Origin of the sequence: Paenibacillus sp. MABNR03, from assembly GCF_050455445.1 — a bacterium.
In the GTDB taxonomy this organism is placed as follows: Bacteria; Bacillota; Bacilli; order Paenibacillales; family Paenibacillaceae; genus Paenibacillus; species Paenibacillus xylanilyticus.
Window position 1 is genome coordinate 82,584 of the sequence record NZ_JBCIYR010000003.1, and the last position, 18,451, is coordinate 101,034.

General features: G+C 49.3%; 13 protein-coding genes and 2 riboswitches. Of the genes, 8 read left to right on the forward strand and 5 right to left on the reverse strand.

The genetic code is table 11. The annotated features are described in order from the left end of the window. The first annotated feature begins 72 nt into the window (after positions 1-72). Both AAIH57_RS15590 and ptsP read left to right on the forward strand, forming a co-directional pair. Positions 73-348, forward strand: a complete 276-nt coding sequence (locus tag AAIH57_RS15590; RefSeq protein WP_036617010.1) for an HPr family phosphocarrier protein — start codon at positions 73-75, stop codon at positions 346-348. Continuing rightward, entirely contained in the window at positions 341-2,053 is a 1,713-nt protein-coding gene (gene ptsP, locus AAIH57_RS15595; protein WP_175397212.1) for a phosphoenolpyruvate--protein phosphotransferase, read from the forward strand. Before AAIH57_RS15590 ends, ptsP begins: the two co-directional genes overlap by 8 nt. A gap of 260 nt (positions 2,054-2,313) precedes the next feature. Here ptsP and gcvPB read toward each other — a convergent pair whose 3' ends face one another. From gcvPB to gcvT, 3 genes are read right to left on the reverse strand one after another with little or no spacing between them, the layout of a single operon-like run. Then, positions 2,314-3,867, reverse strand: coding sequence for an aminomethyl-transferring glycine dehydrogenase subunit GcvPB (gene gcvPB, locus AAIH57_RS15600; RefSeq protein ID WP_430022245.1), 1,554 nt, complete (start codon positions 3,865-3,867; stop codon positions 2,314-2,316). Beyond that, a complete protein-coding gene (gcvPA, locus tag AAIH57_RS15605; RefSeq protein ID WP_430022247.1) occupies positions 3,864-5,219 on the reverse strand; it encodes an aminomethyl-transferring glycine dehydrogenase subunit GcvPA in 1,356 nt (451 codons plus the stop codon). Before gcvPA ends, gcvPB begins: the two co-directional genes overlap by 4 nt. After that, positions 5,216-6,352 (reverse strand): glycine cleavage system aminomethyltransferase GcvT, encoded by a 1,137-nt coding sequence (gene gcvT / locus AAIH57_RS15610; protein WP_430022249.1) that lies wholly within the window; start codon positions 6,350-6,352, stop codon positions 5,216-5,218. Before gcvT ends, gcvPA begins: the two co-directional genes overlap by 4 nt. A gap of 185 nt (positions 6,353-6,537) precedes the next feature. Next, positions 6,538-6,639: riboswitch (glycine riboswitch) on the reverse strand. A gap of 3 nt (positions 6,640-6,642) precedes the next feature. Beyond that, a riboswitch (glycine riboswitch) is annotated at positions 6,643-6,768 on the reverse strand. Positions 6,769-7,110: 342 nt separating this feature from the next. On the opposite strand from gcvT, the gene gcvH reads away from it, so the two are divergent. The 5 genes from gcvH to AAIH57_RS15635 all read left to right on the forward strand — a co-directional run bounded on the left by gcvH (position 7,111) and on the right by AAIH57_RS15635 (position 13,088). Beyond that, complete coding sequence (gcvH, locus tag AAIH57_RS15615) at positions 7,111-7,503, forward strand: glycine cleavage system protein GcvH (protein ID WP_430022251.1); 393 nt, start codon at positions 7,111-7,113, stop codon at positions 7,501-7,503. Positions 7,504-7,921: 418 nt separating this feature from the next. Beyond that, entirely contained in the window at positions 7,922-9,376 is a 1,455-nt protein-coding gene (locus AAIH57_RS15620; protein ID WP_413035986.1) for a PTS mannitol transporter subunit IICB, read from the forward strand. Positions 9,377-9,415: 39 nt separating this feature from the next. Beyond that, positions 9,416-11,506, forward strand: a complete 2,091-nt coding sequence (locus AAIH57_RS15625; RefSeq protein WP_430022253.1) for a BglG family transcription antiterminator — start codon at positions 9,416-9,418, stop codon at positions 11,504-11,506. A 5-nt stretch (positions 11,507-11,511) separates the two neighbouring features. Beyond that, positions 11,512-11,946 carry a PTS sugar transporter subunit IIA gene (locus AAIH57_RS15630; protein ID WP_175397218.1) on the forward strand — a complete coding sequence of 145 codons (435 nt, stop codon included), beginning with the start codon at positions 11,512-11,514 and terminating at the stop codon, positions 11,944-11,946. After that, positions 11,943-13,088 (forward strand): mannitol-1-phosphate 5-dehydrogenase, encoded by a 1,146-nt coding sequence (locus tag AAIH57_RS15635; RefSeq protein WP_430022255.1) that lies wholly within the window; start codon positions 11,943-11,945, stop codon positions 13,086-13,088. The genes AAIH57_RS15630 and AAIH57_RS15635 overlap by 4 nt, the downstream gene beginning before the upstream one ends. Before the next feature lie 86 nt (positions 13,089-13,174). Here AAIH57_RS15635 and AAIH57_RS15640 read toward each other — a convergent pair whose 3' ends face one another. Both AAIH57_RS15640 and AAIH57_RS15645 read right to left on the reverse strand, forming a co-directional pair. After that, a complete protein-coding gene (locus AAIH57_RS15640) occupies positions 13,175-13,468 on the reverse strand; it encodes a cysteine-rich CWC family protein (protein WP_430022257.1) in 294 nt (97 codons plus the stop codon). A gap of 33 nt (positions 13,469-13,501) precedes the next feature. Next, entirely contained in the window at positions 13,502-15,511 is a 2,010-nt protein-coding gene (locus AAIH57_RS15645; protein ID WP_430022259.1) for an endonuclease MutS2, read from the reverse strand. A 559-nt stretch (positions 15,512-16,070) separates the two neighbouring features. Here AAIH57_RS15645 and AAIH57_RS15650 point away from each other — a divergent pair. Then, positions 16,071-18,407, forward strand: coding sequence for a helix-turn-helix domain-containing protein (locus tag AAIH57_RS15650; RefSeq protein ID WP_430022261.1), 2,337 nt, complete (start codon positions 16,071-16,073; stop codon positions 18,405-18,407). The last annotated feature ends 44 nt before the right edge of the window (positions 18,408-18,451 follow it).

The following is an 18,451-nucleotide window of genomic DNA, read 5'->3' on the forward strand; positions in this document are numbered from 1 at the left end:
TTCCGACAATGGCAAGCAAGTGTAAATATACGCAATGCCTAAATTAAACTATTTGAAAGTGAGATGATTGTAATGCAACAAACATTCAGAATTACAGACGAAGATGGTATCCACGCACGTCCGGCGACAGCCCTGGTTAATACAGCTAACAAATTCAAAGGTGCAGAATCCTTTGCAGAAGCTAACGGTAAAAAAGTAACATTGAAATCTATCCTGGGTGTTCTTTCCCTCGGTCTGGAACAAGGTGACACCATCAGCATCATCGTTGAAGGCGAAGGCGAAGCTGAAGCGCTTCAAGCGCTGACTGACGTTATGGTTAACGAAGGGCTGGGCGAAATTAATGCTTAATGTTTCCGGGATCGCGGCTTCGGCGGGTATTGCTATCGCCAAGGCGTTTATCTTGGAGCATCCCGATTACTCTGTAGAAAAACGCCAAATCACCGACGTTGACGCAGAGATCGCTAAACTCGACTCAGCACTGGGCAAGTCCCAGTCTGAGCTTGAGGCGATCAAAGAGCGTACTTTACAAGAGCTTGGCGAGAAAAAAGCTGAAATCTTTGCTTCCCATTTGCTCATTCTGAATGACCCGGAACTGATTGATCCGGTTAAAGCGAAAATTGCTGACGAAAAAGTGAATGCAGAATTTGCACTCGACGAAACAGCATCGCAATTTATCTCCATGTTCGAGAACATGAAGAGTGCTTACCTGCAGGAACGTGCAGCGGACATGCGTGACGTAACCAAACGTGTGCTGAATCACTTGCTTGGTATCGACTTCATGAGTCCGGCTGAGATCGCTGAAGAAGTGATTGTGCTTGCGGAGGATCTGACGCCTTCCGATACAGCTCAATTGAACCGTCAATATGTTAAAGGCTTTGCAACGAACATCGGTGGTCGTACTTCTCACTCCGCCATCATGGCTCGTTCCCTTGAAATCCCGGCTGTTGTTGGAACCAAAGACATCCTGGCTCAAGCGAAACAAGGCGATTTGATTATCGTTGACGGCCTGGATGGTCAAGTTTTGGTTAATCCGACGGATGAGGTTGTTGCAGAATATCGTTCCAAACAGGAGCAGTATGATGCACAACGTGCCGAGTGGAGAAAACTGCGTGACGAACCAACCGTAACGGTGGATAACGTTCATGTGGAATTGGCAGCCAACATTGGTACGCCGAATGACGTTACAGGTGTTCTGGAGAACGGTGGAGAGGCTGTAGGCCTGTACCGTACCGAGTTCTTGTACATGGGCAGAGACAAGCTTCCTTCCGAGGATATTCAGTACAATGCTTACAAAGCGGTATTGGAGAAAATGGAAGGCAAACCGGTTGTCGTTCGTACACTTGATATCGGTGGAGACAAAGAGCTTCCATATCTGGATCTGCCAAAAGAAATGAATCCATTCCTCGGTTTCCGCGCAGTTCGTCTGTGTCTGGACCGTCTGGATATTTTCCGTACTCAATTGCGTGCATTGCTGCGTGCAAGTGTACATGGTAACCTGCGTGTCATGTTCCCGATGATCGCAACACTGGGTGAATTCCGTGAAGCAAAAGCTGTCCTGCTCGAAGAGAAGGAGAAGCTGGTAGCCGAAGGTATTGCTGTTTCCGACAGCATTCAACTGGGCATCATGGTCGAGATTCCTTCGACTGCGGTTTTGGCGGATCAATTTGCCAAAGAGGTTGATTTCTTCAGTATCGGAACAAACGATCTGATTCAATACACCATGGCTGCTGACCGCATGAACGAGCGTGTCTCTTATCTGTACCAACCTTATAATCCTTCCATTTTGCGTTTGGTTAAAATGGTCATCGATGCAGCTCATCGTGAAGGAAAATGGGTTGGCATGTGCGGAGAGATGGCGGGAGACGAAACAGCAATTCCATTGCTGCTCGGTCTCGGACTGGATGAGTTCAGCATGAGCGCAACATCCATTCTGCCAGCTCGTAGTCAGATCACCAAGCTGTCCCGTGCGGACATGCAGGAACTGGCTGCCAAAGCTCTCGATATGCAAACGGCTGAACAAGTGGTTGAATTGGTTCAAAGCATCAAAGCGTAATTTTGCCGGGGGTTCCTCCGGGTGTGAAGGTCTTTTCTTTTTCCGATTAATGGGCTGCAGAAATGCAGCGATATTGCCGGTATCTGCGATAATCGCGGATGCCGGCTTTTTTTGTGTGCCATAATTGTTGAAAGGTAATAAACGATGAGAGAGTGGATTTCATCAGGAATGAGGGATACGAAAAATGAAAGTAAAGTGAAACAAGCTCTTGCTGATGTGTATACGTCAGCAAGAGCTTGTTTCTTAAATTCCTATAGTGTTTAGCTGCAAGCACAGTTCAGAACAGGTTTACGAGCCGCAGTTGTCTCATCCAAGCGGGTAACCGGTGTGCCATAAGGAGCATTCAGTACCAGTTCAGGTGTCTCTTCTGCTTCCTTGGCAATCCGTATCATCGTATCAATAAAGCCATCAAGCGTCTCCTTGCTCTCCGTTTCCGTTGGCTCAATCATGATACATTCCTCAACGTTGAGCGGGAAGTATACGGTTGGCGGATGATACCCAAAATCAAGCAGTCGTTTGGCCACATCCAGTGTCCGTACACCATATTGCTTCAGTCCCCGACCAGACATGACAAATTCATGTTTACACACGCCTGGATACGGAATCTCGTAGTAAGGAGCAAGACGTGCCATCATATAGTTTGCATTCAGTACGGCACATTCAGAAACCCGGCGCAAACCTTCCGGTCCATAAGTACGAATGTAAGCATAGGCGCGTACCAAAATACCGAAGTTGCCGTAATACGCTTTGACCCGGCCGATCGATTGATCGCCTTCACGATCCAGTGCGTATTGTCCCTGATCATTCTTGATGACCATCGGTTTTGGCAGGAACGGAATCAGTCGGCTTTTAACGCCAACTGGTCCCGCACCAGGACCGCCTCCGCCATGAGGGGTACTCATCGTTTTATGCAAGTTCAGATGCACCACGTCGAAGCCCATATCGCCAGGCCGGGTGATGCCCATAATGGCATTGGAGTTGGCTCCATCGTAGTACAGCAAACCTCCAGCTTGATGCACGATTGAGGCAATCTCCTGGATGTCCTTTTCAAACAATCCAAGTGTGTTCGGGTTGGTCAGCATGAGCGCTGCGGTATCCGAACCAACTGCTGCGCGAAGTGCGTCCAGATCTACCAGACCGTCTGCACGGGAAGGAATCGTAACCGTTTCGAAACCTGCTACGGTTGCACTTGCCGGGTTGGTACCATGGGATGAATCCGGCACGATGACTTTGGTGCGCTGTTCACCCCGACCTTCGTGATAGGCACGAATCATCATGAGTCCGGTCCATTCACCATGTGCACCAGCGGCTGGTTGCAGGGTTACAGCATCCATACCTGTCAGACCTGCAAGGTCGTTTTGCAACGTGTACAGCAGTTCAAGCGCACCCTGAATGCTGGATTCAGGTTGATAAGGATGGATTTTGGCAAATCCGCTGTAACGGGCGACATCCTCATTGATTTTTGGATTGTACTTCATCGTGCAGGAGCCGAGAGGGTAGAATCCGTTATCTACCCCGAAGTTACGGCGGGAGAGGGCAGTATAGTGACGGATGACATCGACTTCAAATACCTCGGGCAGTGCAGCTGCTTCCGAACGCAGCATTTCCCGGGGAATCAACGATTCCGGATCTTGACGCGGAACATCACATTCAGGCAGAGAGTAAGCGACTCGACCCGGGCTGCTAAGTTCAAAGATCAGAGATTGCTCCGGAGCGGGCGATGCAGTCTGCGCAGTTTGATTCGAGTTGGTTTCGGTTTGGAAAGGAGCTGCCGGTTCCGGCTGTCCTTGAGTTGTTGTCATTTCCTGAGTCACAGCGATCCCTCCAATACACGTGCGAATTCGTCAATCTCTTCCTTGCTGCGTCGTTCTGTAACGGCTACCAGCATATGTCCGGCAAGTTCAGGATAATCACGTCCAAGTTCATAACCACCGATAAATCCGGCATCCAGCAGCTTCAGCTGAAGTGCACTGGCGTCTGTTCCTTCAGGCAGTTGGATGACAAACTCATTGAATGTTGGTGCAGTAAACGTCAGGCTGACCCCGGGAATAGCGGTTAACGTATTCAGGGCATAGTGACTTTTTTGCAGATTCAAGTCAGCTACATCGATCATTCCCTGTCTCCCCATGGTGGACATATATACAGATGCGCTCAGTGCAAGCAAAGCCTGATTAGAGCAAATGTTGGATGTCGCCTTTTCGCGGCGGATGTGCTGTTCCCGCGCTTGCAGCGTCAATACAAAACCGCGTTTGCCGTTACGATCGGTTGTCTGGCCTACGATTCGGCCAGGAATCCGGCGCATATGAGCCTGGGATACGGCGAAATATCCGCACGTTGGGCCGCCGAGGGAAGCGGCGATGCCAAGGGGCTGCGCGTCGCCAACTACGATGTCGGCACCCAACTTGCCTGGGGCTTCAAGCAGACCAAGCGCCAGCGGGTTTGCGCTGACTACGAGCAGTCCCTTGTGCGCATGTGCGAGGTCTGCAGCCTGTTTTACATTTTCCACGGCTCCGAAGAAGTTCGGACTCTGGATCATGACGGCTGCAGTATCGTCGGATATGGCAGTTTGCAGGGCATCCCAGTCAGTGACCCCATTCTGATAACCAATCTCGACAATCTCCAAATTCAAACCGTGAGCGTAAGCCTTCAATACTTGACGAGCTTCCGGATGAACCGTACGGGATACGATCAGCTGTTTACGGCGGGTTGCCGCAGCAGCCAGGTTTCCTGCTTCCGCAAATGCGGTTGCGCCATCATACATGCTGGCATTGGCTACGGCCATGCCGGTCAGTTCACAGATATACGATTGAAATTCGAAGATGGCTTGGAGCTCACCCTGACTAATTTCGGGCTGGTACGGCGTATAGGCTGTATAGAACTCGGAACGGGAAATGACGTGGTTAATCACGGAAGGAATGTGGTGATCATAAATGCCTGCACCCAGAAAACTGGCGTGTGTCTCAAAATTGGCATTGGCACCGGCTTGCTTGGACATATGGCGCGTCAGCGCGTATTCATCCAGTTTGGAGGAAACGGGCAGCTCGCCCTGATAACGAATCTCCTGTGGAATGTCATGAAACAGATCCTCAATCGTGTCCACACCGATGGTCGCGAGCATGGCGCTCTGATCCTGCTCAGTCATGGGAATGTAACGGTGCTTGCTCATGCTTGATCAGCTCCTTGGGTAGGTGTCTTTTGCGTGCGTGTCCGTTTATGAAAAGGGGTCTTCACGACCTCGGCTTTCAGTTTCTTGCCGCGGATCTCAATCTCCAGCGGGGTACCCAACGCAGCATACTTGCTGTCGATCAGTGCGAGTCCCAGATTGCGTTTCAGCGTAGGGGACTGTGTGCCTGTCGTCACTTCACCGATCTGCACGCCTTCGGCGTAGATTGGATAGTGAGGGCGGGGAATACCGCGCTCCAGCACTTCGATGCCGACCAGTTTGCGGGCAGGCCCCTCATTTTTTTGCAGCAACAAGGCTTCGTGTCCGATAAAAGGTCCGGCATTCAGCTTCACAAACATGCCAACCCCTGCCTCCAGCGGAGAGATGGTTGGTGACAATTCCTGTCCATACAGGGGCAGCTTCGCTTCAAAGCGCAGTGTATCCCGTGCACCGAGTCCAGCAGGAACCAGTCCGTGTACTTCGCCAGCCTGCATTAATCCGTTCCAGACTGCAGAAGCCTGTTCTGCTGGTACGTAAAGTTCAAAGCCGTCTTCACCGGTATAACCAGTGCGGGACAGCAACAATTTTACACCGCACACCTCAGCATTCTGTACAAAGCGGAAAGGCTCAATCGTGAAAACATCGGTACCTGTAACTTTTCCAATAATGTCCACAGCAAGCGGGCCTTGCAGAGCCAGAAGAGCTGTCTCCTCGGAATCATTCTTCATGCTCACCCCAGGGACCATATGCTCTTGCAGCCATGCCCAATCCTTGTCGATATTGGAGGCGTTAACTACCAGCATATAATGCTGATCTTCCAGCTTATACACAAGCAGATCGTCGACCACGCCACCATCCGGATAACACATCAATGTATACTGCGCCTGACCGGGAACCAGTGTGGTCACGTCATTGGTCGTCATTTTCTGCAAAAATGCTTCTGCCTGTTCACCCCGCACGGTAAATTCGCCCATGTGAGATACATCAAACAGACCGGCCCGTTCCCGTACGGCTTCATGTTCCTTTTGAATTCCGCTGAACTGCACCGGAAGCTCCCAGCCTCCAAAATCGATGCACCGTACACCTTCGTATTGCTGATAAAGTGGAAAGAGTGGAGTTCTAAGCAAATCGGACATCAAATCACCTCGTTGTGGCCGCTGCGGGCCGAGTGTGTAACATGAATGAAGCAGTAATTTTTCGTATAAGTATAATTAAGGCTGCTACAGACAGCGCCGGCTGATCCTGGTTTTTCGTTTTTTTGGGAAAAAGGAAAAGGACAGGCCAAAGAACCGGCATGCCAGAAGCACGCTGTATTCTAAGGCTCTGTCCTTGGTACCTGAGAGTTACCCCGCCAATCAGTTGCAGCAGGTTTCCCCTTGGGTGATCATTACGCCCTGACCGGGCGATTAGATGCTCTCCAGAGTTGCGTCCCGTAAAAGTCCTTTTGCCTGAGAGATTCACCTCCCGCTTGTCGGGTGGTTTACTCCTTCGGCGTTACCGCATGCACATCCAAGACTCGGGTGTCACGGGTAATCTCTCCCTTTACATTCATCCGCGGGTAATGCACACAACAATAAACATTTACTCTCTCATTAAAACGTGAATCCACTATCGATGTCAAGAACGATATCATAGAAAATGATAAAAAACCGAATAATTCTTAGATTGTTAACGGTATTGTTCGTATATATAAAAAGATTACGCTTACTCTTCTATTATCCACCATTATATGTAGAGAGAGGATATTTGAGTTACAGGCCTTTAATGTAGAAATCTAAATATTTTGTGAGGTATCTTGACATTTGAATCCGAAATATCATACGCTAAGTTCTGGGAAAAAGGGTAAGGCCAAAGAAACGCATGCACTCATTAATGAAAAGCGAGGCGGATATCGATGAGCGAATTGAAAAGTGATTTCCTGTACAGTGAAGAGCACGAGTGGGTGCAAACCGTAGGGGAGGATACTGTACGGATCGGCATTACCGAGTTCGCGCAGCATCAGCTGGGTGACATTGTGTTTGTGGAATTGCCTGACCTTGAATCGGATGTAAAAGCGGAAGACAGCATTGGCACGATCGAATCCGTCAAGACGGTTTCCGATTTGTTTTCTCCGGTCAGTGGTTCAATTATTGCCGTGAATGATGCGTTGCAGGATGCACCTGAACTGGTTAACAGTTCGCCTTATGAAGAAGGCTGGATGATTGAGATTCGTGTTGAAGGTGATCTGACAGAAGCCTTGTCGAAATTGATGAGTGCCGATGCATATCGTAAGCATACAGAGGAGTAGAATGGTTTTGTACTAATTAGCCTATCATTTCATTACAAATAAATGTTCTTGCACGTTTTCAGAGCCTGTGTGAGCCTTGGTGCTTATGCAGGCTTTTTGTGTTCTTTAAGGCAGGGTTGGTCGCCAGAAAAAGGTGCTGGAGAGGATGAAATAAGCGTCGATTGTACAACCTATTCCCATAAAACCAAGACAGTAAATGATGTAAGTCACACACGAAAAAAACCTTGAATATCAACGGTTACAGCCTTCCAATCACGATAAAAACGATTACATAACCGTAATGTTGTCATCAATGATCATGACGAAAGTACGCTTTCCTTTCGTTGAACCGGAGACCAATCTGGCTTAGGATAACAGCAGGGGAGAAATGATACCCCTTTCATAAATTATAATCACTTGATCCGAGGAGGATAATACAATGAGTAACTTGGACCAAACGTCCAATTCCAAAGGCGGTCTCCGGGTAGGCGTTCAACGTTTTGGCCGATTCCTGAGCGGTATGGTTATGCCGAATATGGGGGCATTTATTGCCTGGGGACTGATTACTGCGCTGTTCATTGAAAAGGGTTGGTTCCCTAATGCAACTCTTGCAGAGCTAGTGGATCCGATGATCAAATATTTGCTGCCGCTGCTTATTGGTTACACCGGGGGTACCATGGTGCATGGCCAGCGTGGTGGTGTCGTGGGTGCCATCATGACCATCGGGGTTATTGTCGGTAGTGATATTCCGATGTTCTTGGGTGCCATGATTGCCGGACCTCTGGCAGCATGGGTCATCAAAAAGTTTGATAAAGCAGTTGAAGGCAAAATCAAAGCAGGATTCGAAATGTTGGTCAACAACTTCTCTGCCGGGATTATTGGCGGGATCTTGGGGATTATTGCACTGCTGGGGATCGGGCCAGCTGTAGAAGCAATTAGCACAGTATTGTCTGCTGGCGTACAGGGTCTGATGAATCTGGGCTTGCTTCCGCTGGTCAATCTGATTATTGAGCCGGGGAAAGTATTGTTCCTGAACAATGCAATCAACCACGGAATTCTAACTCCGATTGCAACAGACCAAGCAAGAGAATTGGGCCAATCCGTATTATACATGCTTGAATCCAACCCGGGTCCCGGACTTGGAATCTTGCTGGCCTACTGCTTCTTCGGTCGTGGTACTGCAAGATCTTCTGCACCGGGTGCCGTTATCATCCATTTCTTCGGGGGAATTCACGAAATTTATTTCCCTTACATTCTGATGAGACCGATTCTGATTCTTGCTGCAATCGCAGGTGGTGTGGCAGGTACAGCAACCTTTATGCTCACCGGAGCCGGACTGGTTTCAGCACCTTCGCCGGGTAGTATCATTGCATATTCCCTGTTAACACCAAAAGGCGGGTATCTTCCGATGCTCGCAGGGGTGGCTGTTGCCGCCATTGTTTCCTTCCTGGTTGCAGCGCTGCTGCTGAAAACAGGCAAACAAAAGGAAGAAGATCTGGAGTCTGCATCCAATCGGATGAAAGACATGAAGAGTCAAGGAACTACGCCGAATGCTGCCATTACGGCGGATAACCGTGAAGCAGACAGAGCAGCGGATATTGCTTCTTCTGCCGTGAAAACCGATGTGAAGAAAATCGTTTTCTCCTGTGATGCCGGTATGGGTTCCAGTGCCATGGGGGCTTCCATTCTTCGCAAGAAGATGAAAGCAGAAGGGATTGACGTAGCGGTAACCAATACGGCAATCAGTGATATCCCTCAGGACGCAGACGTTGTCATTACGCAGAAGACATTAACGGATCGTGCCCGCAGCGTGGCACCGAACGCAGAGCATATTTCCATCGACAACTTCCTAAAAAGCCCGGAATACGATGCGCTCGTTGAACGCCTGAAATAACAGGCTGCGATCGTTTTCCCTGAGCCGGAGGCTTGAGATATGAGTATTACGAAAAGACAGCGTGAAATTGTGGAATTCCTGCTGGAACATCCGCATGAGGTAACCGCAGGTGAAATTGCCATCGCGGTAAAAGTCAGTACCCGAACCGTTCATCGGGAGCTGCAGATGATTGAGAAGTGGCTGGAGCCACTGGGCATGAAATTAGAAAAAAAATCGGGGACCGGGGTCCGTATTGACCCTGGTTCCAACGATTTGGCTGCACTGCGTCAGCAATTGGAGCTTAACGAATACGTGGAGTTTACGCCGGAAGAGCGTAAACTCTTCATGCTTTGCATTTTGCTGGATGAAGCGGAGCCCGTAAAACTGCTTGCGTTGTCATCAGACCTGAAAGTGACGGTCTCCACGGTGAGCAATGACCTCGATGAGCTGGAGCCCCGAATTCGGCAGGCTGGACTGAAGCTGGTTCGCAGACGAGGATACGGGGTGAAGATCAATGGAAGTGAAACAGCTTATCGTGCAGCGATTGCCGGGCTTGCGCTAGAATTTCTGGATGAGTCGGATCTCTTTGGAAGACAACCCGAGCAGGGCGTTTCCAAGGTGAATCAGAAGCTGCTCAGCATGATTGGCCACCGTGACGTACTGACGGTCGAAAATGCCTTGTGGCAGCCCGATATAGATTGGCTTGAAAATATTCCGGAGCGACAGTATACGAAATTGCTTATTCAATTATCCGTTGCACTGGCGCGCATACGCAAAGGGTTTACGGTAGGGCGAGGCACTGCACAAAAGACGATACACTCGTCTACTTTGGACATGAATGTACCTGAATATATGGCCTCCCGGTTATGCGGTGTGCTGTCCAGTCAGCTTGGAATATCGTTTGCCAAAGAAGAACAGAGCTATCTACACAAATTATTAATCGAAACAGAGCAGCTTATTCACTCCACACGTTTACTGCCTGTTGACGATCTGGTGCTGCTGGATATGGTTCGTTCCCTGATGGATCAGATGCAGGAGAGAACCGGTTATGCATTCCAGGAGGATCGTCTCCTGCGAGAAGGGCTGATTGCCCATATGCAGCCGGTGATGGAACGCATCGGGGGACAGCAGAGCATACGTAACCCGTTGCTCCAACAGATCCGCAAGGATTATGATTCGCTGTTCGCGGATGTGAAGAAAGCCGTGCATATCGCATGGCCGGATACGGACGTACCGGATGAGGAAATTGGGTTTTTGGTCATGCATTTCGGAGCTTCCATCGAGCGATTGCGTGTACTGAAGCGTGAGATTCGGGCGATTATTGTTTGCACCAGCGGAATCGGATCCTCACGCATGCTTTCCAGCCGTTTGTCCAAGGAGATCCCGGAAATTCGCATTATCGACAGTGCATCATGGTATGAAGCCGCGCGGATCCCCGAAGAGGATTATGATCTCATTTTGTCGACCGTCGATCTGCCGATGGAGCCGCATCAGTATTACAAGGTGAGTCCCTTGTTGACGGCAGATGAAAGTGAACGTTTGAGGCAGTACATTCAAAATACGACGCTGCAACGGGAACAAGGCAAGTATGGGGACAGTAAAGGAAGCCGAAGGGCAACTGATCGTAATCCGGACCCGGCGGGGCTTGATGCCACGCTCATTGAGATTGTACGTATCATAGGCAAGTTTCAGGTGTTTCCTCTGGATAACGGCAGGATGGGATTTTACGAAACAGCATATGCCATGTGCAAGGTACTGCAGGAATCCGGTGTATTGAAGGATCCGGAAGAGATAGCCAGGCTGCTTGAAGCCCGCGAATCAGTAGGCAGTCAGAAAATCCCCGATACTTCACTGGCTCTGTTCCATACACGCAGTGATGGCATCTATAGGCCGTCCATCAGCCTGTTTCAACTGTCAGAACCGCTGCTGGTGACGCCGGATGACCCGGTGGGCGTGACCCATATCCTTCTCATGGTAGGGCCGGGGGAGTTATCCCGGGAGAGCCTGGAGGTTCTCAGCGAGATCAGTGCATTGTTACTGCAGGACGAAATGATTATGCTGCTGGAGAAGGGAATACGGGATGATCTTATTCATTACCTTTCCCGGGAGCTGGTTGGATTTTATCGAAGTAAAACTGAAATTGGAGGTTAACAAACATGAGTATACTTACAACAGATAAAGTGGTTATGAACGCGACGGCACAGGACAAATATGAGGCTATTCGCATGGCAGGACAAATTTTGAAAGACGCAGGACATATTACCGCAGATTATATCGACAAGATGCTTGAGCGTGAGGAAATTGTATCCACCTATGTGGGCAACGGACTTGCGATTCCGCACGGAACCAAAGAATCCAAATCGTTCATTCTGTCCACGGGTATTTCTGTCATCCAGTTCCCGCAAGGTGTAGATTTTGGGGAAGAAAAAGCTTACATGGTCATCGGCATTGCCGCTCAGGGCGGTGAACACATGGAGATCCTGACGAGCATTGCGGTGATCTGTGCCGAGGATGAGAACATGGAAGCACTCCGTTATGCCAAAACGGCAGAAGAAATCATTACCATTCTCGAAAGTGAAATGGAACTATGAAGGCCCTTCATTTTGGAGCAGGGAATATCGGACGTGGGTTTATCGGATTAATCCTGTCTCGCGCAGGATATAACGTTATGTTCTCGGATGTGAATCAGGAGCTCGTTAAGGCACTCCAGCAGCGCGGGCAGTACACGGTGGAACTGGCGAACGAGTCGAAGGATACGGAGACGGTAACAGGTGTGAGTGCGATTGATGGAACACAGCTGGAGACGGTTGCCCAAAACGTTGCGGAAGCAGATCTCGTTACAACCGCAGTCGGTGTGGGGATTCTGAAACATATCGCACCAGGCATTGCCAAGGGTCTTGAGGCGAGATTGAATACAGGTTTGGTACAGAAACCTCTTCATATTATCGCATGTGAAAATGCCATCGGTGCCAGCACGCAGCTCAAAGAACATGTGTATGCTCTGCTGGAAGAACCCGTTAGGGCTCTTGCCGATCAGTATGTATATTTTCCTGATTCCGCAGTAGACCGAATCGTACCGATACAGCATCATGAAGACTCGCTTCATGTGCAGGTTGAACCTTTTTATGAGTGGGTTGTGGATCGTTCACAGATGGCACCTGCGTTCCTTCCGATCGAAGGAGTACTCTATGTTGATGATCTGGAGCCCTATATCGAACGCAAATTGTTTACCGTGAACACGGGACACTGCTGTGCCGCGTATATCGGTTATGTGAACGGATATGATACGATTCAAAAGGCGATTGCTGATGAAAAGGTGAAATCTCTCGTCTATGGTGCATTGCAGGAAACAGGTGAGGTTCTTGTGAAACGATTTGGTTTCAACCCGGAAGATCACCAGCAGTATATATCGAAAATACTTGGACGCTTCGTGAATCCACATCTCACGGATGAAGTTACCCGGGTAGGCCGCTCCCCGCTGCGGAAGCTGTCCCCCAATGACCGTTTGGTCCGTCCGGCACTTCAGGCATATGAGTATGGGATGGAAACGACTAATCTGGCAAGAGGCATGGCAGCAGCCTGCAAATTTGATGTATCGGATGATCCCGAGGCAGCAGAACTGCAGGATCTGATCAAACAAAAGGGTATCGCTGCTGCACTCAGTCACTACACATCCATGGATGAGCAGCACCCTGTGCTCAAGCAGGCTGTGGAACATTATCATCAAATGTAAATTGAAATGTAGAACCTATATATCGATTGAGGTCTATAATAGCAATTCAATTGCAACCCAATCGCAAAACAAGAGCCTCACAGTGGTTAACTGTGAGGCTCTTGTTCATGCTCAGCCTGATTCTTATATGTCTCCAGGCATCGCTGACAGATGCATGATTTGCGCCGCTGCTCCGGCGGAATGCGATCAAACACGCCTTCGGGAAATTCAGCGTGATTACACCAGCATTCGGAGTGAGGGCGGCCGGCCGCATACGAGCAGCCATTGGCTTCGCCACACAATGGGCATATGAGCACATTGTGTGGTGAAGCAGTTGTATCTGTCGTTTTGGCCTGTGAATTCGAACTTCCGCTCATGGATGGTACGCCTACTTTCTCCATATCGTCATACCTCATAGTATAACAGGGTCGGACTTATTCTTCAGGTGGTAATTCAATCATCAGCCCTTCGACATGTTTGCGGCCCATCAGTTTTCGCTTTTTCCGATTTTCCTTCGTCTCGAGCACAATATCGAGGTCATAGTCGTCACCTGGATAAAGTTCATCTGCGGATATATGAAGTGTCAGACGTTTCTTGTGGATTTTGACTTTACGCCCGCGCAGCATCACCCCGATATTTCCGCGGCTGTCTTCCACGTCACAGACAATTCCTGCTTGATTCAGATAGGCTGCGTAAACACGATCCCCTTTTCGGAATTTTTTTGTTGGGAGAGCAGGCTGCGTCCCTTCTGACAGACGGGATGAACTGCTTGCTTCAATCTTCACTGGCATTTCTGCTCTCTTCACCGTTTTCTGTACAGCTGTGGAGTTCGGAGGCAGCTCCTGGGCAGGACGTTCTGTGAATGTTGGCTTGGCTGCAGGTTCAGTTGGACTGAGGCTGCTGGACTGACTTGGTGAAACACCTTGATTCGAGATGGATTTGGAGCGATCAATAATGCGCTGTGGCATCCCCAATTTTAATGCGATGGAATATGCGTAGCTCTCTCCAGCTTCCCCGATCCGCAAACGGTAAAGGGGCTGCAGCGTAACCGTATCAAATTCCATCCGTGCATTTTCAAATCCTGGCGTGGCAGCAGCAAAATGCTTGATTTCCCCGAAATGGGTCGTGGCCACTACAGTTGCTCCGCGGCTGTGAAGTTCCTCTAGCATAGCGATAGAGAGGCCCACACCTTCACCTGGATCTGTCCCGGAGGCCATCTCATCAATGAGCACAAGCGTGGATGCATCAGCCTGCTCCAGGATGCCGATCATGTTGCGGATATGTGCCGAGAAGGTGCTGAGTGCCTGCTCCAAACTCTGTCCGTCACCAATATCGACAGCCACTTCGTGATAAACGGCCATTTCGCCGCCTTCACCCACAGGAACAAGCAGACCGGACTGCATCATCAGGGTGAGCAGCCCCAGTGTCTTGAGTGCAACTGTTTTGCCGCCCGTATTCGGTCCTGTAATAATGAGCGAGGAATAGTCCCTGCCAATGGCAAAATCCAGTGGAACCATGGAGGAACCCATTAAAGGATGACGTGCCTGCTGAAGCGTAACCAGGCCCGACGTATTCACTTGTACAGCACGTCCGTCCATGGTTGCAGCATATTTCGCTTTGGCAAACAGGAAATCCAGTACCCCTACCGTTTCGGTATTCAGTGCAATCTCCCGGTTGTACGACTCTGCCAGGGAAGTTAAGTCACCCAGGATTTTCATTTCTTCCCTGGACTCTTCGGCTTGCAGTGAAGTGAGCTCCATCTGCAGACCTACCAGCTCTGCCGGTTCAATATATACGGTTTGCCCGCTTCCGGATTCATCCAGCACACTGCCTTTGACCTGTTTGCGGAATTCTTTCTTGATGGGCAATACGGTTCTGCCGCCGCGCTGACTGATCACGTTCTCCTGCATGATGGACCGGTGCTTGCTAACGAGTGAATCCAGCTTGCGCTTCATTCGTTCCTCGTGCACGGTCATCTTTTTCCGGATACGTGTCAATTCCTTGCTCGCCTGATCCTGGATGCGCCCGCTGTGGATGCAGCGTTCAATCTCGCTTAAAAGGGATTCCATGCGCATCATGGACGAAGCATAACGACTCACAGTCGGAGCTGCTTCGGATTTGCCCTCCATGTATTTCATGAGTTGTGCACAGCTCCGCAGAAATTGCGCAAGTTGACTGAAGTCGCGTTCACTGAACAGGTAACCGGTACCGAGCAGGTCCATAATGGTCTCCATGCCGTCTAGCGAAGGGATGGGAACACTGGCGCCAAAGCGGATCAATGCCGCTGCCTCTTCTGTTTCGGCGAGGCGCATCTGGATCAGTTGGGCGTCTACCATGGGTTTCAACTCTCTCGCGTACCGTTTGCCCAGATAGGAAAGGGCGCAGGATGCGACGTTGTTTTGAATGTGGTGATAGCCCAAAGTGTTCAATGTGTTTTCATTCATGCTTGATCTCTCCTTGAATATAAAATGTAATTTCGATCGGTTCTAACTCAGAATCTATTCCTGAAAAACGCAAAAAGGGCGGAGAATGAACAAACGTCATTCTCCGCCCTAAATGTAGGGGAAAGCAGAGTCCATGATAGGTCTATACAAAAAAATCCACGCTGAACACAGCGCGGAAATAGACCCGGACAAGTACAATCCCGGAGGCGATTTATGATATCCGCTGTTCTTAACTAAGTACAGGGTTACGGCGCATCATGAAATACACGTATGCCATAAGGCACAAGCGACATGAAAAGCCAAACTCCTGAATATGAAACTTGATTAGTTAAGAACGCTCACCGACATCAAAATCTCTCCTTTGATTGAGGAATATGCTTCCACTATAAACTGGAAATTGCCCGAAAGTCAACCTTAAGAATAAATAGTGGACTTGAATAAGATTGGGTTTTAAAATAACAATAGTAAATTAATCCAATGAAAGCGATATTATACAGATGGCTTTACATACGAACAGGCATTAAAACATGCATATTCTATACAAAGGAGGATGATCTCATTGCCTAAATATTTGCTCCGTTTGCTCTGCTTTACCATGATTCTTGGAGCCCTTCCGGTCATCGTGATTGGTTCAGTCTCTTATTCGATCGCTTCGCGTGACATTGAGCAGAAAGTGCGTGAGAGCAATCTGCAGATTCTGCATCAAACCCAAATGCGAGTAGAGCAAGTTCTGCGCAGTCTGCAATTGTCATCCATCCAGTATGTGAATTCTCCATTGGTATTACAAGCGATGAAAAAACCGCTGGACAGCTCTGAATTTCAGGAAATACGTGATCTCACGTCCGGTTTTAACAATCTGCAAGCGGTTACAAACATAGATCAGGCGTATCTGGTTAACCTGGATCAAGACTGGGTGGTTTCCATGAGATCATTTGGGAAATTGGAGGATTTCAGTATTCGGGACCGGATTGGCTCCTACCTCAGTTATACGAACAGTTTGTTCTGGGTGACTCAGAATGAAAATTCGTCAATAGAAAGCGTGCCGGCTTCAGCCGGGCTGGGAGAAAGTTCACAAGAACAGATGCCTACACTTATTTCATCGAACAATGTGGTTAGCATGGTCTTCAAAATCCCGATGGTTCCAACCAATGTGAGGCCCAAGGGATTTCTCGTTATTGATATCGCCGATGCAGAGCTTAGCACCTTTTTGAGCCGGAATCCGAATTCCGGAGAAATGTATGTGCTGGACCGGGAGCAGAAGTTTTTTCTGAATGATACGGAACATGAGGGGAAATATGCTGCCCTGAATGAGCAAATCCATGAAAAGGTGGAATTGACCAGCCAGACAGAGGGTTTCTTTAATGCTGAAGTGGAAGGAAACCCGGTGGCCGTCAGTTACAGGAAATCTCCACTCAATGGGTGGTTATATGTATCGGTCGTATCCCTTGGACAGATTACTGCCCAGTCGCAGAAAATTGCACTGGTTACCGGAGTTGCTACGCTGGTCATGTTATGCGTGACCGGATTGTTCGCCGTATATGGCAGCCGCCGGATGTATTCTCCCATTTCCAGGCTGCTGCAGTTTACCAAGGGGCTGGATTCTCCCGCCCTGCAGACGGGCCGGCGTCAGGATGAATTTATTTATATTGAAGAGCGTTTATCCACATTGTTCAGCTCGGAAAAAACGCTGCGGGAACAGATGAAAGGGCAGCATATTCATCTGGAGGAATTTTTTATGACCAAACTGCTAACCGGCAAAATCTCCGAAGAGGATTTCAGATATCAGGGAGAACGTTATGACTTCCCGACAGGCTGGTCGAGTCTGGGTGTACTTACGCTCCAGATGGATACCCTGGAAGGAACAAGGTACGAAGAACAGGACAGGGACCTGCTGCTGTTTGCCGTGAACAATATGGTTGGAGAGCTTCTGCCAGCGGAGCTGCGCTTCACGCCGGTTATGATTGATGATGCCCAGGTGACGGTGCTGGCATCCGAACTGAATGATGAGCAGCAGCTTAAGGAGTGGATGCACACACAGGCGGAATGGATTCGGGAACGGGTCGTAACCTATCTGAACCTGCCCATAAGTATCGGCATAAGCCGATCCTATTCTGCCATAGGAGACACACCGAGAGCGTATCAGGAGAGCCGGGAGGCACTTCAGGGCCGGGTGAGTCTGGGAAGCCGCATCATTTTGCATTATGAAGATATTCAGCCGCGCGGTCAGACAGAGGCGGCCTTATATACACAGCTCAGAATGATTGAGGATCAGCTTGCTTCGGCCTTGAAACAAGGGGATGAAGAGAAAACGGATGCGTATTTTACCCAGTATCTGGGGCTGCTTGCTGATAAGAAACTGCATTTCAGTGAATATCCGGTCATTATGGTTCAGCTTTTGTCCCGGGTATACCAGCTTGTGCAGGAACAGGGCGGAGATGTGGCGGAAGTGCTGGGTGAGAAGGCATCCATGGCCCATTTGCTGAAGCTGTCCACCCTCGATGAAATGACGAACTGGTTCCGCAAGCGTTTGTTTGTGCCCGTGATTCGTTTCTGGCGTGAGCAGGAAGAATCCCAGTACATGAATATTGCCCGGCGAATGATCCGGTTGATTGAGGAGCGGTATGACCGTGAGCTATCCCTGGAAGCTTGTGCGGAAGAACTGAATTTTCATCCCGTCTATTTAAGCCGGGTATTCAAGAAGGAAGCCGGGGTGAATTTTACCGAATATCTGGCAGAGTACCGTATGGAAAAAGCCAAGACCTGGCTGCAGACAACCAACCTCAAAATATCGGAAATTGCCGAGAAACTAAACTACACCAATCCAACCGCATTTATTCGAACGTTTCGCAAAATCACGGGAACGACCCCCGGCAAGTACCGCGAACAGCAGCGGTAAAACAAGCCTGCTCTGCCTGCCATGGCGGGCAGGCTTTTTCATGT

Bases quoted from the DNA above. Each gene is read 5' to 3' on its own strand.
- AAIH57_RS15590 (WP_036617010.1), top strand. From the start codon at position 73: ATGCAACAAACATTCAGAATTACAGACGAAGATGGTATCCACGCACGT.
- ptsP (WP_175397212.1), top strand. From the start codon at position 341: ATGCTTAATGTTTCCGGGATCGCGGCTTCGGCGGGTATTGCTATCGCC.
- gcvPA (WP_430022247.1), bottom strand. From the start codon at position 5,219: ATGAGCAAGCACCGTTACATTCCCATGACTGAGCAGGATCAGAGCGCC.
- gcvT (WP_430022249.1), bottom strand. From the start codon at position 6,352: ATGTCCGATTTGCTTAGAACTCCACTCTTTCCACTTTATCAGCAATAC.
- gcvH (WP_430022251.1), top strand. From the start codon at position 7,111: ATGAGCGAATTGAAAAGTGATTTCCTGTACAGTGAAGAGCACGAGTGG.
- AAIH57_RS15620 (WP_413035986.1), top strand. From the start codon at position 7,922: ATGAGTAACTTGGACCAAACGTCCAATTCCAAAGGCGGTCTCCGGGTA.
- AAIH57_RS15625 (WP_430022253.1), top strand. From the start codon at position 9,416: ATGAGTATTACGAAAAGACAGCGTGAAATTGTGGAATTCCTGCTGGAA.
- AAIH57_RS15630 (WP_175397218.1), top strand. From the start codon at position 11,512: ATGAGTATACTTACAACAGATAAAGTGGTTATGAACGCGACGGCACAG.
- AAIH57_RS15635 (WP_430022255.1), top strand. From the start codon at position 11,943: ATGAAGGCCCTTCATTTTGGAGCAGGGAATATCGGACGTGGGTTTATC.
- AAIH57_RS15640 (WP_430022257.1), bottom strand. From the start codon at position 13,468: ATGGAGAAAGTAGGCGTACCATCCATGAGCGGAAGTTCGAATTCACAG.
- AAIH57_RS15645 (WP_430022259.1), bottom strand. From the start codon at position 15,511: ATGAATGAAAACACATTGAACACTTTGGGCTATCACCACATTCAAAAC.